This is a genomic window from Arthrobacter sp. APC 3897, from assembly GCF_030407495.1.
In the GTDB taxonomy this organism is placed as follows: Bacteria; Actinomycetota; Actinomycetes; order Actinomycetales; family Micrococcaceae; genus Arthrobacter_B.
Window position 1 is genome coordinate 1 of sequence record NZ_JASDDG010000038.1, and the last position, 16950, is coordinate 16950.

General features: G+C 65.2%; 15 protein-coding genes and 2 tRNA genes. 16 read left to right on the forward strand and 1 reads right to left on the reverse strand.

Annotated features, from left to right (window positions below):
• From QMA10_RS16045 to QMA10_RS16120, 16 genes are all read left to right on the forward strand, one after another.
• Positions 1 to 2900: Rne/Rng family ribonuclease (locus tag QMA10_RS16045; protein ID WP_290169970.1), on the forward strand; the 2900-nt coding region annotated here is incomplete at its 5' end.
• A gap of 328 nt (positions 2901 to 3228) precedes the next feature.
• Complete coding sequence (rplU, locus tag QMA10_RS16050) at positions 3229 to 3540, forward strand: 50S ribosomal protein L21 (RefSeq protein ID WP_104053917.1); 312 nt, start codon at positions 3229 to 3231, stop codon at positions 3538 to 3540.
• Positions 3541 to 3630: 90 nt separating this feature from the next.
• Positions 3631 to 3894 (forward strand): 50S ribosomal protein L27, encoded by a 264-nt coding sequence (rpmA, locus tag QMA10_RS16055; protein WP_104053918.1) that lies wholly within the window; start codon positions 3631 to 3633, stop codon positions 3892 to 3894.
• 107 nt (positions 3895 to 4001) lie between these two features.
• Complete coding sequence (gene obgE / locus QMA10_RS16060) at positions 4002 to 5576, forward strand: GTPase ObgE (RefSeq protein WP_290169974.1); 1575 nt, start codon at positions 4002 to 4004, stop codon at positions 5574 to 5576.
• 51 nt (positions 5577 to 5627) lie between these two features.
• Positions 5628 to 6911 (forward strand): glutamate 5-kinase, encoded by a 1284-nt coding sequence (proB, locus tag QMA10_RS16065; RefSeq protein WP_290169975.1) that lies wholly within the window; start codon positions 5628 to 5630, stop codon positions 6909 to 6911.
• The gene (locus tag QMA10_RS16070) at positions 6908 to 8287 is read left to right on the forward strand and encodes a glutamate-5-semialdehyde dehydrogenase (protein ID WP_290169976.1); all 1380 of its coding nucleotides are present in this window, start codon (positions 6908 to 6910) and stop codon (positions 8285 to 8287) included. The genes proB and QMA10_RS16070 overlap by 4 nt, the downstream gene beginning before the upstream one ends.
• A gap of 148 nt (positions 8288 to 8435) precedes the next feature.
• Positions 8436 to 8675, forward strand: a complete 240-nt coding sequence (locus QMA10_RS16075) for a hypothetical protein (RefSeq protein WP_290169977.1) — start codon at positions 8436 to 8438, stop codon at positions 8673 to 8675.
• 28 nt (positions 8676 to 8703) lie between these two features.
• Positions 8704 to 9363 carry a nicotinate-nucleotide adenylyltransferase gene (nadD, locus tag QMA10_RS16080; protein ID WP_290170012.1) on the forward strand — a complete coding sequence of 220 codons (660 nt, stop codon included), beginning with the start codon at positions 8704 to 8706 and terminating at the stop codon, positions 9361 to 9363.
• A gap of 24 nt (positions 9364 to 9387) precedes the next feature.
• Positions 9388 to 10530 carry a hypothetical protein gene (locus QMA10_RS16085; RefSeq protein WP_290169980.1) on the forward strand — a complete coding sequence of 381 codons (1143 nt, stop codon included), beginning with the start codon at positions 9388 to 9390 and terminating at the stop codon, positions 10528 to 10530.
• A gap of 19 nt (positions 10531 to 10549) precedes the next feature.
• The gene (gene rsfS, locus QMA10_RS16090; RefSeq protein ID WP_290169981.1) at positions 10550 to 10957 is read left to right on the forward strand and encodes a ribosome silencing factor; all 408 of its coding nucleotides are present in this window, start codon (positions 10550 to 10552) and stop codon (positions 10955 to 10957) included.
• Between the two features lie 9 nt (positions 10958 to 10966).
• Positions 10967 to 11650 (forward strand): histidine phosphatase family protein, encoded by a 684-nt coding sequence (locus QMA10_RS16095; RefSeq protein WP_290169983.1) that lies wholly within the window; start codon positions 10967 to 10969, stop codon positions 11648 to 11650.
• Positions 11651 to 11789: 139 nt separating this feature from the next.
• Positions 11790 to 11865 (forward strand) — tRNA-Ala (locus tag QMA10_RS16100).
• Between the two features lie 69 nt (positions 11866 to 11934).
• Positions 11935 to 12010, forward strand: a tRNA-Ala gene (locus QMA10_RS16105).
• A gap of 192 nt (positions 12011 to 12202) precedes the next feature.
• Positions 12203 to 13138, forward strand: coding sequence for an NUDIX domain-containing protein (locus QMA10_RS16110; protein ID WP_290169985.1), 936 nt, complete (start codon positions 12203 to 12205; stop codon positions 13136 to 13138).
• Between the two features lie 182 nt (positions 13139 to 13320).
• On the forward strand, positions 13321 to 14403 hold the full coding sequence (locus tag QMA10_RS16115; protein WP_290169987.1) for an acyl-CoA desaturase: 1083 nt from the start codon (positions 13321 to 13323) through the stop codon (positions 14401 to 14403).
• Between the two features lie 221 nt (positions 14404 to 14624).
• Complete coding sequence (locus QMA10_RS16120) at positions 14625 to 15644, forward strand: phosphatase domain-containing protein (RefSeq protein WP_290170014.1); 1020 nt, start codon at positions 14625 to 14627, stop codon at positions 15642 to 15644.
• Positions 15645 to 15756: 112 nt separating this feature from the next.
• Here QMA10_RS16120 and QMA10_RS16125 read toward each other — a convergent pair whose 3' ends face one another.
• Positions 15757 to 16785: an FUSC family protein gene (locus QMA10_RS16125; protein WP_290169988.1), complete on the reverse strand. Its 1029-nt coding sequence runs from the start codon at positions 16783 to 16785 to the stop codon at positions 15757 to 15759.
• Between the last annotated feature and the right edge of the window lie 165 nt (positions 16786 to 16950).

Sequence of the window (16950 nt, forward strand, 5' to 3'; positions counted from 1 at the left end):
CTGCGCAGGCGCCGTCTCCCGAGGGGACAGCTGCCGCTGAAGCAGCCCCGGCCGGAACGGTGGAGCAGCAGGAAGCGAAGGCCGGGGAGGAGGACGCTCCCTCCAACCTGAATCCCTTCGCGATTCCGGCGCTTCCCCTTTTCCACGCACCGGATCTGAGCGCTGTCCGCCCCGTCCCGGCGCACGGCGCCGAGGAGGGCTCCGAGGCTGATGAGGACTCCGAGGACAACCGCAGCCGCCGCCGCAGCCGGCGCGGACGCAGCCGTACCCGCAGCGAATCCTCCAGTGCCGCTGCCGCTGCCGCTGAGGATGACTCCGAAACAGGAACGTCCCCGGAACAGGCTGCCGGGCCGGACAATGCTGAAGGTGTCACCTCCCGCCGCCGCCGGCGGCGCCGCCGCGGAGATGCCGATCTTGAGCTCACCGGGGGAACGGACGATGATCCGCCCAACACGGTGACCCGAGTCCGCGCACCGCGCGCCCACGCCGATGCCCCCGTTTCCGACCGGGTCACCAGCGTCAAGGGTTCCACCCGCCTCGAAGCCAAGAAGCAGCGCCGGCGTGAATCCCGTGAATCGGGCCGCCGCCGCCATGTGATCACCGAGGCTGAGTTCCTGGCCCGCCGTGAATCGGTTGACCGGCAGATGATCGTCCGCCAGCGTGATGAGCGGATCCAGATTGGTGTCCTGGAAGACGGCGTCCTCGCCGAGCACTTTGTCTCCAACACCCAGCAGGACTCCCTGATCGGCAACGTCTACGTCGGCAAGGTCCAGAACGTGCTGCCCAGCATGGAAGCTGCCTTCGTGGATATTGGACGCGGCCGCAACGCCGTGCTGTACGCGGGTGAAGTCAACTGGGACGCTGCTGGCCTGGACGGCCAGCCGCGCCGCATCGAGCTGGCGCTGAAGTCCGGCGACTCCGTCCTGGTCCAGGTCACCAAGGATCCGGTGGGCCACAAGGGCGCCCGGCTGACCAGTCAGATCTCACTGCCGGGCCGGTACCTCGTCTACGTGCCGGGCGGCTCAATGACTGGCATTTCCCGCAAGCTGCCTGACGTTGAACGCAACCGGCTGAAGAAGATCCTCAAGGACCACCTGCCGGAAAACGCCGGCGTGATTGTCCGCACCGCGGCTGAAGGTGCCAGCGAGGAAGAGTTGATGAATGACATCAACCGGCTCCGCGCGCAGTGGGAGAACATCGAGGCTAAGGCCAAGTCCACCAAGACCCTGGCTCCTGAGCTGCTGTACGGTGAGCCGGATCTGACCATCAAGGTGGTCCGCGACGTCTTCAATGAGGACTTCTCCAAGCTGATCGTTTCGGGCGACGAAGCCTGGGACACCATCGAGGCCTACGTCACCTACGTGGCACCTGATCTGGTGGGCCGGCTGGAGAAGTGGACCCAGGATGAGGACATCTTTGCCGCCAGCCGCATTGACGAGCAGATTGCCAAGGCGCTGGACCGCAAGGTGTTCCTGCCCTCCGGCGGCTCCCTGGTGATCGACCGCACCGAAGCCATGACAGTGGTGGACGTCAACACCGGCAAGTTCACCGGCACCGGCGGCAACCTGGAAGAAACCGTCACCAAGAACAACCTGGAAGCGGCCGAGGAAGTTGTCCGGCAGCTGCGCCTGCGCGATATTGGCGGCATTATTGTCATCGACTTCATTGACATGGTCCTCGAGGCCAACCGGGACCTGGTCCTGCGCCGGCTCGTGGAATGCCTGGGCCGGGACCGGACCAAGCACCAGGTTGCCGAGGTGACGTCCCTGGGACTGGTCCAGATGACGCGCAAGCGCATGGGCACCGGGCTGCTCGAAGTCTTCGGCGAAGAGTGCGAGGCATGCGCCGGCCGCGGCGTCATCACGCATGACATTCCCGTGGAGCACCGCCGGAACAGCAATTACAGCGGCAGCCCCGCAAACAGCACGGCGGCTCATGCGGTGTCTGAAGACAACCACCAGCAGCACCTGAAGCAGGAGAAGCAGTCCCGCGGGGACCGCAAGCGCAACCGCAGCCGCGGCTCCGGCGCGCCGCAGCAGAATAACGCTGCTGCCGTGCCGGCCGAGGAGCCTGCCAAGACACCGGAGTCCGGTCAGAGTGAGGCTGAGCGGCAGGCCAAGGCCAAGGCCGAGGCTGCCCGCGCTGCTCTGGCTACGATCGCTGCCGCCACGGCTGCCGCCCATGACACCGTTGAATCGGGGGAGAAGTCCGCAGAGCGGAAGCAGCCGGACCATGCAGGATCGGAGCCGGCGGCCGCGTCCGCCGGTGCCCCCGGGTCTGTTGCCGGTGCCGTCCTGAATATCCAGGGCGAGACCGTGGTGGTTCCGCGCCGGGACCGGCGCGAGCCGGCCCGTGAGGAGTCCCGGTTCACCCTTGAAAGCCTCACTGAGGCCTTCAATGAGGTAGCTGCAGCAGCGGCTCCGGAGGGCAATCAGGAGGCGGAGAAGAAGCCTGCCGGGGACGCCCCGGCACAGGACAGCCAGGCACGGCCGCCGCGCCGTTCCCGCCGCAGCAGTGCTGCGGCACGGAACGTTCAGCCCCCCGCCGTACCGGATGCCCCGGCAGCCGGGGCGAATGCACCTGCTGCGGCTGAACCCCCGGCACGGCCCGCAGCTGCCGCCCCGGCCCGGGCAGCAGCACCGGAGCCGTCCGCCGCACCGGAAGCAGCTGCTGCGCCCGCGCGGACTCCCCGCCGCCGTCGTGCCGCAGGCAGCCCGCAGGGTGCGTCAGGGGCGGACGCCATCCGGATCGGGGAGACCGGCTCCACCGTGCCTGCCGCTCCGGTGGCTGTGCACCGCACCGCTGCGCCCTCCCCGGCGCAGAAGCAGGAAAAGCGCCGCGAAACCGGCGGCAGTGCGCCGGTGATCCTCGGCGTCGGCGTCCCTGCCTCGGAGCTCTGACCCGCCCCGGGCGGCGCCCTGAAGCGAACCAGTAAAGGAGGCGGCCATCCCCAGTCCGGGGATGGCCGCCTCCTTCGCTTTGCCGGGGGAAACAGTGCAGCGTGAAATGCTATAAAGTAGAACGAGAGCAGTGACGTCCGAAGAGGCGGCGCGCCTGGAAGCCCAGCATTTGCGGGTTATCGGTTGCGTAGCGTAACCTTGAACTTCGGTGCGAACGCCTTCAAAACCGTTTTCGGTACAGGGCGTGACTGCATGGCGCAAGGCGGGCAAATTTGAGCCCAGCCAGATGCGCATCCAAGTATAAACGTCGAGAGAAGTGAGTTCCCAAGTGGTGTACGCGATTGTCCGCGCTGGCGGCCGCCAAGAAAAGGTTTCCGTCGGAGACCTCGTAACCCTGGACCGCGTCCCCGGTGGAGCCGGCAGCACATTTGAGCTGCCCGCCCTGCTTTTGGTTGATGGCGACCAGGTCACCTCTTCCGCACAGGACCTGGCCAAGGTCACCGTGACGGCAGAGATCGTTGAGAATTTTCGGGGTCCGAAGATTGTCATCCAGAAGTTCAAGAACAAGACCGGCTACAAGAAGCGTCAGGGCTACCGCTCCTCGCTGACCAAGGTCAAGGTTACGTCCATCAACTCCTGATTCTCGTGCCGGCTCCATCGGGAGCCGGGAACGCGGGAAGCATCCCGCCCCTGAGTTTCATAATCAGTTAGCAAAGGCAGGCAGTAGAAAATGGCACATAAGAAAGGTGCGAGTTCCACTCGCAACGGTCGCGACTCCAACGCCCAGTACCTCGGCGTAAAGCGTTTCGGCGGCCAGGTTGTCAAGGCAGGCGAAATCATCGTCCGCCAGCGTGGAACCCACTTCCACCCGGGAGAGGGCGTTGGCCGCGGAGGCGACGACACACTGTTCGCCCTCGAAGCAGGCGCAGTTGAATTCGGCAGCCGTCGCGGCCGCCGCGTCGTGAACATCGTGGCTGCTGCAGCCGCCGAGTAATCACCGGCAATTAGCTTTTCCGACGGGGCGGGCCTGATGGCCCGCCCCGTCGTCTTTTAAGCCAAGTAGAATTGGCAATGATCAAGTAGTTCCTTTGAAGGAGAACCATGGCCAGTTTTGTAGACCGCGTAGTGCTGCATGTTTCGGGCGGTACAGGCGGCCATGGTTGCGTGTCCGTCAAGCGTGAAAAGTTCAAGCCCCTGGGCGGGCCCGACGGCGGAAACGGCGGCGACGGCGGCGACGTCATCCTGCGCGTTGACTCCAGCTCCACCACGCTGCTCGACTACCACCACCTTCCGCACCGCCACGCCACCAACGGCGGCAACGGCATGGGTGACTGGCGCAACGGCAAGACCGGCGAGACCCTCATCCTGCCCGTTCCGGACGGCACCGTCGTCAAGAGCAGGGATGGCGAAGTCCTTGCCGACCTGGTGGGCGAAGGCGCCGAATACATTGCCGCCGCCGGCGGCCAGGGCGGACTGGGCAACTCCTCGCTTTCCTCCCAGAAGCGCAAGGCCCCCGGCTTCGCGCTGCTCGGCGTGCCCGGTGACGAGCGGGACATCGTCCTTGAGCTGAAGTCCATTGCCGACATTGCCCTGGTGGGCTTCCCGTCCGCCGGCAAGTCCTCGCTGATCGCTGCCATGTCCGCGGCCCGGCCAAAGATCGCCGATTACCCCTTCACCACCCTGGTGCCGAACCTCGGCGTGGTGCAGGCCGGTGACGTCCGCTTCACCGTGGCCGACGTTCCGGGCCTCATCGAAGGCGCCTCCGAGGGCAAGGGCCTGGGCCACAACTTCCTGCGCCACGTTGAACGCTGCGCCGCGCTGGTGCACGTCCTGGACTGTGCCGCGCTGGAGACGGACCGTGATCCGCTGGGTGATCTTGACGTTATCGAAAAAGAGCTCGACAAGTACTCGGTGGACATGAGCTTCGCGGGCAGCGACGGCGACGTTGTGCCGCTGAACCAGCGCCCGCGGCTCGTAGCCCTGAACAAGGTGGACGTTCCCGACGGCCGCGACATGGCTGAATTTGTGCGCCCGGAACTGGAGAAGCGCGGCTACCGCGTCTTCGAAGTCTCGGCGTCCAGCCATGAGGGCCTCAAGCCCCTGGGCTTCGCCATGGCAGAAATTGTCCGTGACGCCCGTGCCGCCGTCCAGAGCGCCCCGCCGCGCGTAAAGACCCCCACGCTGCGGGTCCGGAACGCGGATGCCAAGGGCGGATTCACCATCCGCCGGGAAGAGCGCAACATGGAACCGCTCTTCCGCGTCCTTGGCGACAAGCCGGTGCGCTGGGTCCAGCAGACCGACTTCACCAACGATGAGGCAGTGGGCTACCTGGCCGACCGCCTGGCCAAGCTCGGCGTTGAGGACAAGCTCTTCAAGGCCGGCGCCAAGCCCGGCGACGCCGTGGTAATCGGCGAGGGCGACGGCGTCGTCTTCGACTGGGAGCCGACCATGATCGGCGGCGCGGAGCTGCTGGCAGCTTCCCCGCGGGGATCGGACATCCGTATCGAGGAGTTCTCACGGCCCACCCGCGAGGAAAAAAAGGAAGACCACCAGGCCCGCCGCGATGCCCGCGCCGCAGCGCGTGCCGAGCTGGAAGCCGAGCGCAAAGCCGGCATCTGGACCGAATCGGTGAACTATAAGCACAATCCGCCGGCAGCTGCCAAAGACGGCGAATAGCAGCTTCACACTGCCCGGTTGGGCGCAGGATATGCATAAAGTGGTGGGGATATGACTGAACACACAGCAACCCCGACTTCTGTTCCTGCGCCCAAACGGGCGGCGCTTCGCTCCCGCTCCGGCCTCGCCCGGGCTCAGCGCATCGTCGTTAAGGTGGGCTCGTCGTCCCTCACCACCGTTGCCGGCGGCATTTCCGATGAAGCCCTCACCGCGCTGGCGGATGTCCTGGCGGCCCGAAGAGCAGCGGGCACCGAAATCATCCTGGTCTCCTCCGGCGCCATCTCCGCCGGACTGGCGCCGCTGGGACTGGCCAAGCGCCCCGCCCAGCTGTCCTCCCAGCAGGCTGCCGCCTCCGTGGGCCAGGGGCTTCTGATGGCCCGTTATACGGAAGCCTTCGGACGCCACGGCGTCACCGTCAGCCAGGTCCTGCTCACCGTCGAGGACCTGATGCGGCGCACCACCCACGCCAACGCGAACCGGGCCATGGAACGGCTGCTGAACTTCGGCGTCGTGCCCATCGTGAACGAAAATGACACCATCGCCAGCCACGAAATCCGTTTTGGCGACAATGACCGGCTGGCCGCCCTTGTTGCCCACCTCGTGAAAGCGGACGCACTGATCCTGCTTTCCGACGTCGATGCCCTCTATGACGGGCCGCCCTCCGAAGGAGCCGTGCGCATACCGCAGGTCACCGGCATGGCTGACCTGGAAGACGTCCGGATCGGCAAAGTGGGCAAGGCCGGCGTGGGCACCGGCGGGATGGCCACCAAAGTGGAGGCCGCCACCATCTCGGCACAGTCCGGCATTCCCGCTCTGGTCACATCCACGGCCAACGCCGCAGCCGCACTGGCCGGCGAGGACGTGGGGACCTGGTTTGTGGGCCGGGGCCGCCGCCAGCCGGTCCGGCTGCTCTGGCTGGCGCACGTGGCCCGCATCCAGGGCACGCTGGTGGTGGACGACGGCGCCGCCAAGGCTGTTGCGGACCGCCGGCGGTCGCTGCTGGCTGCAGGCATCACCTCCGTGACCGGACACTTCGAGCCGGGTGATCCGGTGGCCATTGCCGACCCGGCCGGAAACGTTATTGCCCACGGCCTAACCAATTACGCATCCGATGAGCTGCCGCAGATGCTCGGCCGGTCCACCCGGGAACTGTCCAAAGACCTGGGGCGCAGCTTTGAACGCTCCGTGGTGCACGTGAATGACCTGGTCATTCTGCACGACCACAAATCCGGGGGAGTGTCTTCCGGGCCGCAGGCCGGAGCCCCGTCCGGTGCGTCCGCTGTGCCCGGATCCGCCGTTGCCAGCCCCGACTCCGTCAATACACTGGGAGGATGAGCGCCGTGAATGCACATTCCGACATCGTCGAAGAAACAACAGTCGAAGAGACATCCGCAGAAACCGAAACAACCGGACTCGGAACACCCGTTGAATCCGGCTCGCGAACTGCTGCCGGGGAAGTCGAGGAAGGCGTCCACGCAGCAGCGGACCGGGCGCGAACCGCAGCACGGCGCCTTGCCCGGGCAAACCGCGCCTGGAAGGACCTTGGCCTGCAGGAGATCGGCAGGAATCTGGTTGCGAAGCGTGACCTGGTGCTGGCTGCCAATGCGCAGGACGTTGCCGCCGGCAGGGCAAAGGGAACTTCCGCGGCACTCCTGGACCGGCTTACCCTGACGCCGGAACGGATTGACGGCCTGGCAGCCGCCCTGGAGATGCTGGCCGGCCTGCCGGACCCGGTGGGATCGGTGGCGCGCGGACAGACCCTGCCCAACGGACTGCGGCTGCGCCAGGTGCATGTCCCGCTGGGCGTGGTGGCAGCCATCTACGAAGCCCGCCCCAACGTGACCGTGGATATTGCCGGTCTGGCCCTGAAGAGCGGCAACGCCGTCCTGCTCCGCGGCGGCAGCGCGGCGGAACACACCAACGCCGTGCTTGTGGACATTATCCGGGACTCCCTGGACGCCGTCGGACTCCCGGCGGACGCCGTGCAAAGTGTTGACGCGTACGGCAGGGCAGGTGCCAACGTCCTGATGAAGGCACGCGGAAAAGTTGATGTGCTGATTCCGCGCGGAGGGCGCGACCTCATCCAGACGGTGGTCACCAACGCTGCGGTTCCGGTGATTGAAACAGGGGAGGGCAACGTCCACATCTACCTGGACCAGAGTGCCCCGGTGGAGATGGCCGTAGACATCCTGCTCAACGCCAAAACGCAGCGGCCCAGTGTCTGCAACACGGTGGAAACCCTTCTTGTGCACCGCGGCGCGGCTGCCGCCGGGGATGTCCTGGCGGCCCTGGCCGGAGCCGGGGTGCGGTTGCATGCCGATGAAAGGGTCCGGGCCATGCTGCCGGCCGGTGTGGATGCCCAGCCGGCAGTCGACGATGACTGGGGCCGCGAATACATGGACCTGGACCTCGCCGTGGCCATGGTGGATGACATGGACGAAGCGCTGGAGCACATCCGCCGCTGGACCACCGGCCACACGGAGGCGATTATCACCAATGACCTTGCCAACGCTGAGCGTTTCATTGCGGAGATCGACTCTGCCGCGGTGATCGTGAATGCTTCCACCCGCTTCACCGACGGCGGGGAGCTTGGCCTGGGTGCCGAAGTGGGCATTTCCACGCAGAAGATGCACGCCCGGGGTCCGATGGGACTGCGGGAGCTGACCACCACCAAATGGATCGTCCAGGGCGACGGGCACATCCGGACCTGATGCCCGGCCGGTCCGGGGGTTCACCTCGGTGCGCCGTGGACACCGCCGGGTGCGGGTCACCTGCGCTTGCGCGTAGACTTATTCCAAACCACTGCTCCGTCTGCTGCCGCCGGCGGAACAACCACTCACAGCTCTCTAGGGGAGATCAATGCTGACCCAGCTTTCCAGCGCCGTACTTGCTGCCAGCGAGACGGCCGAACACCACGTATCCATTCCGATGGACCCGATCATGTACGGCGTCATCATCATGGGCGCCTTCCTGGTGCTGATGTTCGCAACCATCTCCTTCCAGAGCGTGGGCCACCGTCACGAAGCAACCGCCGAGCACGTTGACCCCCAGCGTCAGTTCCCCAACAAGCACGACCACGGCCAGGGCATCGAGGGCTGATTCCCCCGTGGGATCACCAGAGGCTTACCTGCCGGCGGCACGGCCGGAGCAGGAACACGCGGGCCGGCGGGTCCGGCTCGGCGTTATGGGCGGGACGTTTGATCCCATCCACCACGGCCACCTTGTGGCAGCCAGTGAAGTGGCATCCGTTTTTGGACTGGACGAAGTAGTCTTTGTGCCCACCGGGGAACCGTGGCACAAGTCTGCACGGGAGGTCAGCCCGCCGGAGCACCGCTACCTGATGACCGTTATTGCCACGGCATCCAACCCCCGGTTTACGGTCAGCCGCGTGGACGTTGACCGTCCCGGACCGACCTACACCATCGACACGCTGCGGGACCTGAGGGAATCGCGCCCTGATGCGGAACTGTTCTTCATCACCGGTGCGGATGCCATGGCGCAGATCCTCTCCTGGAAGGATATCCAGGAGCTGTGGTCCCTGGCCCATTTTGTGGGAGTGACGCGGCCCGGGCACGTGCTGGAAAACATGGGCCGGGATGATGTCAGCCTGCTTGAGGTACCCGCGATGGCCATTTCCTCGACCGACTGCCGGGAGCGGGTGGCAGACGGGGAACCCGTCTGGTACCTGGTGCCGGACGGGGTGGTCCAGTACATCGCCAAGCACGGGCTCTATGCCGCTGAACCCCAGCACGTAAAAGAGCCTGCAACCTCAGAGCCAGTAGCGTAAACAGAGAAACCGAATGGGTAGGAAATGACTAACGGTCCAGAGTCCGCAGACGCACAGCGGCGCAGCCGCCCCGCGGCTGAGGTACCGGTGGACGCCCCTGCTGGACCCGGCGAAAGGGAGTCCCAGCAGCGGGCCAGGGAACGTGAATCCCTGCGTGCGCTCAAAGCCCTGGCGGAAAAGCAGTCCCGCCCGGATGCGGATGACCCGTCAAGCCTGCCTACCCGCCGCCAATTGAGGTTGATGCAGCAGCAGCGTGCCGGAGCTGACTCTGTCTCCACCCCGGTCTCCTCTGAGTCTTCGGCCGATGCCGTCCCGGTTCCTGTGGTGGACGCCCCGCCCGCAGCGCTGCATCCCGTGCGTGAAGGCGGACGCCGTGACCGGCGCCTGCGGTCCCGGCAGGAGGCTTCGGCGGCCGCCGGCGCCTCTCCGGACAGCGACGGCGCCAAAGGTGCGGATGCCAACGCGGATATTGCCGGCATGACAGTTGAACAGGCTTTGGCGGCGCGGGAAGCACTGCAGGCGCAGGCGAGGAACCAGGTGGCAGCCATGGAGGCCATCCAGGAGAAGGATCCCGACGCCGTCGACCTTGATCTGCTGGCCCAGCAGAAGGCACTGGCCGAGCGGGCGGCGGTACTGAACCGGCGCACGCAGAATATTCAGCGAATATCGCAGGAAAACGAGCAGCGCAGGTCCGCCGCCCAGGACCCCGCCGCCGCCGACAACCTGGCGATGGTCACCCCGCTGGAATTTATTAAGATTCCCGGCGTGGACCGGCCGGTTATGCGGCCTCCGTCCACCTCGCACATTCCTATTGTCACTTCCACCACCCCGAAGCAGGCCGGTAAGACGGTCCCCGCTGCGACGCAGGGCACGTCCCGCGGCGGAGACAAACGCTTCGAGGTTCGCCGCGCCCCGGCTTCTGCCGGTGCACGGCCCTCGCGCATCCTGGCCCGGGCTGATGCCCCGGTCACTGCGCCACCTGATTCTGCTGACGGCGCCAAGCCCGTCGGTGCACGAAGCGCTTTCGGGCTTGACCCGTTGGACGTAAAGACGGCCGGACTCGGCCGCACCCGGCGACTGCGTTTTGTATCGCTGGGAATTGGTGGTCTGGGCATTCTTGCCCTGATCATTTCAGTAGCAATGATCGTCGGCGGCTTTGGCAGCTGACGTTATACAAGGAGACACTTTGAGCGCCACCGAATCATCCATCGACATCGCACGGGTGGCAGCCCAGGCAGCCTCCGACAAGCTGGCCAACGACATCGTTGCCATCGACGTCAGCGAACGCCTCGCCATCACCGACGTGTTCCTGATTGCCTCTGCCTCCAACGAGCGCCAGGTTAACGCCATTGTGGACGGCATCGAAGAGGAGCTGGCCAAGAAGGGTCTGAAGCCGGTGCGCCGTGAAGGCCGCAGCGAGGGCCGCTGGGTCCTGCTGGACTACGCCAATGTTGTGGTGCACGTCCAGCACGAGGAAGACCGCGTCTTCTACGCGCTGGAACGCCTGTGGAAGGACTGCCCGGCCGTTGACCTGCAGGTTGACAACGCCGAAACTGCGGCTCCGGCGGCACCTGCCGCGCCGGACGCCGAGTAGCATCCCGCTGTGACTTCTTCGGCGGCCTGGGATCCGGCCCGTACCGGCAAGCGTGTCGTCTTTTGGCGGCACGGCCGAACGGAATGGAATCGTGCGGGAAGGTTCCAGGGCCAGCAGGACATTGCCCTGGACCCTTCCGGCGTCCATCAGGCTGCCGAAGCGGCGGGTGTCCTGCGGCACCTGCATCCCGACGTCATCATTTCCTCGGACCTGAGCCGCGCTCTGGTGACCGCCCAGGCGCTGGGGACAGCCATCGGAAAGCCGGTAGCCACGGACGTGCGCCTGCGGGAAACGTTTGCGGGAGCCTGGGAAGGGATGCTCTTTTCGGACATCTCTGCCCGGTTCCCCGAGGAACAGGCCGGCTGGTCAGCCGGCAGCGGTGACGTGCGGGCCGGCGGCGGCGAAAGCCGCGTGGACGTTGGGCGGCGGGTGGCCGATGCCGTTACTGCGGCTGCAGACGTGCTGAAGCCCGGAGAAACACTCGTGGCCGTCAGCCATGGAGGAGCCATCCGGGCCGGGATCTGCGCGTTGCTGGGCCTGCCGACCGACTCCTGGACGGTCATCAGCGGAGTCTCGAACTGCCACTGGTCCGTGCTCGAGGAACGTGATGACTCCGCAGGCGGCGTGCGCTGGAATCTGACCCAGCACAACGTGGGCCTGGACTCCCTTCCCAGCGGTCCGCTGGAGGGCTGACGACGGGCAGACAGCTGCTAAATTAGTGCGGCGCCGATCGATTTTGCACTCCGATATTTCTGTACTAAAGTAGAGGAGTTGCTTCGAGCCGGGGGATGCAAAATCCAACAGTTCAGGCATAGTGGAAAACAGTTTATTTGGGGCTGTGGCGCAGCTGGTAGCGCACCTGCATGGCATGCAGGGGGTCAGGGGTTCGAATCCCCTCAGCTCCACCAGGATCTTCGGGAAGCCGGAGGTTTTGCGGTGGAAACCCGGTTGCGGAAGCAACGAAGAGAAAGTGTTTTGGGGCTGTGGCGCAGCTGGTAGCGCACCTGCATGGCATGCAGGGGGTCAGGGGTTCGAATCCCCTCAGCTCCACCAAAAATTGAAGAGAAAATGTCCCGCCAAACGGCGGGACATTTTTTGTGTCTGCTGTCTTTGCGCATCAGGTGGAAAAGATCCGCGGGTGCAGGCTTTGCCGAAAGCGATTAGGAGCCATGAGCCATGAGCCATGAGCCATGAGCCACGGTGCCGCAGCCGGTAACCGTCCGCCGGTGTGGCAGGGTGGGGCACATGATTAATGAGCAGGGTGCATCCAATGAGCCGCGCCGCCCGCAGGGGCCGCGGAATCCCGGGGATGCGTGGGTTGCTGCACCTGACGGACAGCGGTACTGGGGCCGCTTCGGTGCGGCCGGGCTGCTGGCGTTTGACCGGCGCCGGGGCATCCTCCTGCAGCACCGTGCTTCGTGGAGCCACCACGGGGACACCTGGGGTTTGCCCGGGGGAGCACTGCATGAAAACGAAACGGCTGCCGCAGCCGCTTTGCGCGAAGCAGCGGAAGAAGCCGGCGTGCCCGCTGCGTCCGTCCGGCCGCGCGTCATGAGTGTGCTGGACCTCGGCGTCTGGTCTTACTCCACCCTGGCCGCCGATGTCACCGTCCCTTTTGAACCGGTGATCAGCGACCACGAAAGCCGCGAACTGGCCTGGGTGCCGCTCGATGAGGTGGAGTCTTTTCCGCTGCATCCGGCCTTCGCCGCATCCTGGCCGCGGCTCAGGGCCCTGCTGGCAGTGCGCCCCGTGGTGGTGGTTGACGCCGCCAACGTCATTGGTTCCGTGCCCGACGGCTGGTGGAAAGACCGGGCGGGTGCTGCCCGGCGGCTGCTCGAAGCTGTGGGGCATCTGGCGGTGCGGGGGATTCCCGCCAACGTTTTGGGACTGCCGGAAGATCTGTGGTTTCCCGATTATGCCGTAGTGGTGGAGGGACAGTCCCGCGGCGTTACCGCTCCTGGCCTGCCGGCCGTCACGATGCCAACCGCGGTGGCCGCTGTGGAACTGGTCCGGGCGCAGGGGTCCGGCGACGACGCCATAGTCTCCTGTGCCCGGCGGCTGGCGGCTGAGGGACGGCAGGTCACGGTTGCCACAAGCGACCGTGGACTTGCGGACCGCTGCGCTGAGGCAGGCGCAGGAGTTATCGGCGCCGGGCAGCTGCGGGACGTTCTGGCTTACTGAGAAGTATTTCAGCTAATACCCCGTGCAGGTCCGCGGAAAAATGATCTATTGCAAAAGCCGAATGGGAGGCAGAGGTGCTCATCACATGGTTTTGACAGGAAGAGGGGTTAGGCTTGAATATCTGCAGAGCAGAAATTGCTCGTATTCCGCCGGCTGGGAAGCCGAAAACCCCAGAGGGCCGCATGAGCACAACTGCACAACCAGTCAAAAGAGCAGCATCGAAGACTCGCACTAATTCCGTCGTCAGCGCCTATTCAGGTCTGTTGAAGGCCGTTCGTGATGAGGGGCTGCTGAAACGCCGCCGTTCTTTCTACATCACGACGTTTGTTTTTCTCTGCGCCGGGCTCGCGGCCGCAGGCACGGGTTTCTTCCTGATCGGTGAAAGCTGGTTCCAGCTCCTGATCGCTGCTGCGCTGGGCGTGCTGTTTACGCAGTTGGCGTTTATCGCCCATGAGGCAGCCCACCGGCAGGTGTTTGAGTCCGGACCCGCGAATGACCGCGCAGGGCGCTTCGTGGCCAACGCCGTCGTCGGCATCAGCTACCAGTGGTGGATGAACAAGCACAGCCGGCACCACGCCAACCCCAATACGGTGGGCAAGGACCCGGATATCGAGATGGACACCATTTCCTTCCTCCCGGAGCAGGCTGCCAGGCAAAAGGGCTTCATGGCCTGGTTTGCCCGCCGTCAGGGCTGGCTGTTCTTCCCCCTGCTGATGCTCGAGGGAATCAACCTCCATGCCACGTCCATCAAGCACCTGTTTGCCAACAAGCAGATCAAGGGCCGCTTCCTGGAACTGACCATGGTGTTCCTGCGCCTGGGACTCTATGTGGGAGCAGTCTTCTTCTTCCTGCCGGTGGGCATGGCCTTCGCCTTCCTCGGTGTTCAGCTGGCAGTGTTCGGTGTGTACATGGGTGCTTCCTTTGCTCCCAACCACAAGGGCATGCCGATCCTGCCCAAGGACTCCAAGGTGGACTTCCTGTCCCGTCAGGTCCTCACTTCCCGCAACATCAGGGGCAGAGGCATGAACACGATGATGGGCGGCCTCAACTACCAGATTGAGCACCACCTTTTTCCGAACATGCCCCGTCCGCATTTGGCCCGTGCCTCGGAGATTGTGAAGGCCTACTGTGCCGAGCATAAGATCCCGTACACCGAAACGTCGCTGACCCAGTCTTACGGGATTGTGGTGCGGTACCTGAACACGGTTGGCCTGTCCGCGCGCGATCCGTTCGACTGCCCCATGACCTCGCAGTTCCGGCGCTGAGCTTTAGCCGCCGGCAGAAACCGGCAGCACCGTCCACGGACGGTGCTGCCGGTTTCTTTTTGTCTGTGCAGGCCTGCAGCCGGCCGGCCGCCGGAACAGCAGCCTGCGGACATGTCTGACAGACTGGAGCCATGTCTTCCACACCCACAGACCCGTCAGCCGGCGTCCCCGCTTCCGCCGGTGCCGCTCCCTCCGTCAAAGACCAGGCAAGCCACATTGGCATGCGTTTGGAAGATGCCCTTCACAGTTACCGTGAAGGACGGGCCCGCAAACGCGGGGAGGTCCAGACCGTCCTGCCCTTTACCGGGTACGGGACCACTGAGTGGGTCCGTGTCCTGGGCCGGGTCATTCTTGCAAAGCCCGGGTACGGTTCCCCGGACGCCGATTCGGCCGGTGCCAAAGCAATCCGCGACGGCATCCGCGGCTGGCGCAACTTCATGAGCCCGCCCATCAACAAGGCATCCGTCACGGTGGAGATCGGCGAAGAATGCCATTCGGTGACCGCTGACCGCGGCGGCGTCATCGACGTCGTCATTCCCGTGCAGCTGACGCCGGGCTGGACTTCCGTCACGCTGCGTTCGGAGGACTCGGAAGCCGCTGTTGCCCCGGTGTATATCGTGGATCCGTCAGCCGCTGTGGGCGTGGTCTCCGATATTGATGACACCGTCATGGTCACCGCCCTCCCGCGGCCGTTCCTGGCTGCATGGAACACCTTTGTGCTGGATGAGCATGCCCGGACGCCCACCCCCGGCATGGCGGTCATGATGGACAGGTTGTCCCGGGAAAACCCCGGCAGCCCGGTCCTGTACCTGTCCACCGGTGCGTGGAACGTGGCAGCAACACTGACCCGCTTCATCACCCGCAACCTGTATCCGGCCGGGCCTTTGCTGCTGACGGACTGGGGACCCACGCGGGACCGCTGGTTCCGCAGCGGACCGGAACACAAGAAGACCCAGCTTGAGCGTCTGGCGAAGGAATTCCCGCAGATCAAATGGTTGCTGATCGGTGACAACGGCCAGCACGATGAGGCCATATATTCGGAATTCTCCAAGCGGCACCCGGAGAACGTCCGGGCCATCGCGATCCGGCAACTCTCGGCAGGGGAGGCCGTCCTGGCCGGCGGCCGCTCGCCGTCGCGGTCGGGCGAGCGGCCGGCCGGTATTCCTTGGATCTATGCTCCGGACGGCGCCGGCATGACCCGGCAGTTGGCGGAGCTTGGCCTTCTGCCCGAGGCAGGCTAGCTGCTGCGCTTGGCCCTCGCTGCGTGGTGCTTCTGTCCTTGGCTGCCGAACTGGTTTACCCGTTCGGGTCTTCCGCTAAACTCTTAGCGCCGACCGGCTGTCAAACAGCACCTTAGGGCTGGTCTTCTTCGGTTCTGATGGTGCGCAGAACCCGGCGCATGCTCATCGCCAGGGATGCCGTGACATCCACCGGACTGTCTGGAGATGCGGCGGTATTCATGTCGATCTGGAGTTTTTGGACGGCTTCGCGCGCGGCTGAGAATTCCTCGCTGTCCGCGTCCCAGGTTTGCACGGCGTCTCCGCACGCGAGCATGGCCTCGGAGAGCTGTTCTGCCAGCTGGTCGGGTACAGGCATGTCCTCCGGACTGGTCCAGATTGCTGTGGACAGCATCTCCGTCATGTCCTCCACATACAGGGTGACGCGTTCCATGGCACGCAGCGCCCGGTAATCGGCGTCGAGGTCGTGGTTGTGGCGGCGGCTGCGGAGGTTACCGTAGCGGCTGCGGTCCGCCAGCTGGACGGATTCCCGCACTTCCCTGCTGAAGGAGATGAGTTCGGTGCGGCGGTTGGCCCAGTCTTCATGCTTCGGCGGCCAGGATTCGGCAATGGCGGTACCCATCTCCTTGAGCTGGCGGGAAAGAGCCAGCCGCAGCGAGGCCAGGCCGTCCACGGCACCGTTCAGGTGCAGCGGAGGGAAAAGAACGGCGTTGATCGTCAGGCCCACCCCTACGCCCACGAGCATCTGCAGGACGTAACCGAGCGAGTAACCATCCGGATCGTCGATTCCCACCACCAGGACAAACAGGGCCGCCATAGGCAGGTAGTCCTGGCCTGCGCCCAGCTTGGGGATGCCCGCGAGCAGGACGCCGACTCCCACCACCAGGGCGATTGTCAAGGTGGTGGGGTTGCCCAGCAGCAGGGCGGTGAGGGCCAGCGCAATGCCCGTGACCAGACCCACGAGGGTTTGAAGCCCCGCCTTCGCCGAACCCGAGACCGTAGGGTACATGCTGACAAGGGCTCCGAGCGGAGCGTAGTACGGGTACTCGGCGGCCACCCCGGGCACCAGGTGGGCAACGGTCCAGGCGACGGCGACTGCCGCGGCGGCTTTCACCGCAAGCTGGACGCGGGTGTACCTGAGCATGCCGGTGAAATTTGTCGACAGGGCAGTGAGGGAGGTTCCCCGCAGTAAGCGGCCGGTTCGGCGAAAGAGGTTTCCGGTAGAGGGCATCAGCTCAGTATGGCCCGGGACCGGCCTGCGGACCCAGTTCAGAAACTCAGATCACACGGAGGCCGCGCGCCGGCTGCT

What these genes read in the sequence shown, in the direction of transcription:
- proB (WP_290169975.1), top strand. Translation starts at nt 5,628, where the DNA reads ATGACTGAACACACAGCAACCCCGACTTCTGTTCCTGCGCCCAAACGG.
- obgE (WP_290169974.1), top strand. Translation starts at nt 4,002, where the DNA reads ATGGCCAGTTTTGTAGACCGCGTAGTGCTGCATGTTTCGGGCGGTACA.
- rpmA (WP_104053918.1), top strand. Translation starts at nt 3,631, where the DNA reads ATGGCACATAAGAAAGGTGCGAGTTCCACTCGCAACGGTCGCGACTCC.
- QMA10_RS16070 (WP_290169976.1), top strand. Translation starts at nt 6,908, where the DNA reads ATGAGCGCCGTGAATGCACATTCCGACATCGTCGAAGAAACAACAGTC.
- QMA10_RS16075 (WP_290169977.1), top strand. Translation starts at nt 8,436, where the DNA reads ATGCTGACCCAGCTTTCCAGCGCCGTACTTGCTGCCAGCGAGACGGCC.
- QMA10_RS16110 (WP_290169985.1), top strand. Translation starts at nt 12,203, where the DNA reads ATGATTAATGAGCAGGGTGCATCCAATGAGCCGCGCCGCCCGCAGGGG.
- QMA10_RS16085 (WP_290169980.1), top strand. Translation starts at nt 9,388, where the DNA reads ATGACTAACGGTCCAGAGTCCGCAGACGCACAGCGGCGCAGCCGCCCC.
- QMA10_RS16120 (WP_290170014.1), top strand. Translation starts at nt 14,625, where the DNA reads ATGCGTTTGGAAGATGCCCTTCACAGTTACCGTGAAGGACGGGCCCGC.
- QMA10_RS16115 (WP_290169987.1), top strand. Translation starts at nt 13,321, where the DNA reads ATGAGCACAACTGCACAACCAGTCAAAAGAGCAGCATCGAAGACTCGC.
- QMA10_RS16125 (WP_290169988.1), bottom strand. Translation starts at nt 16,785, where the DNA reads ATGCTCAGGTACACCCGCGTCCAGCTTGCGGTGAAAGCCGCCGCGGCA.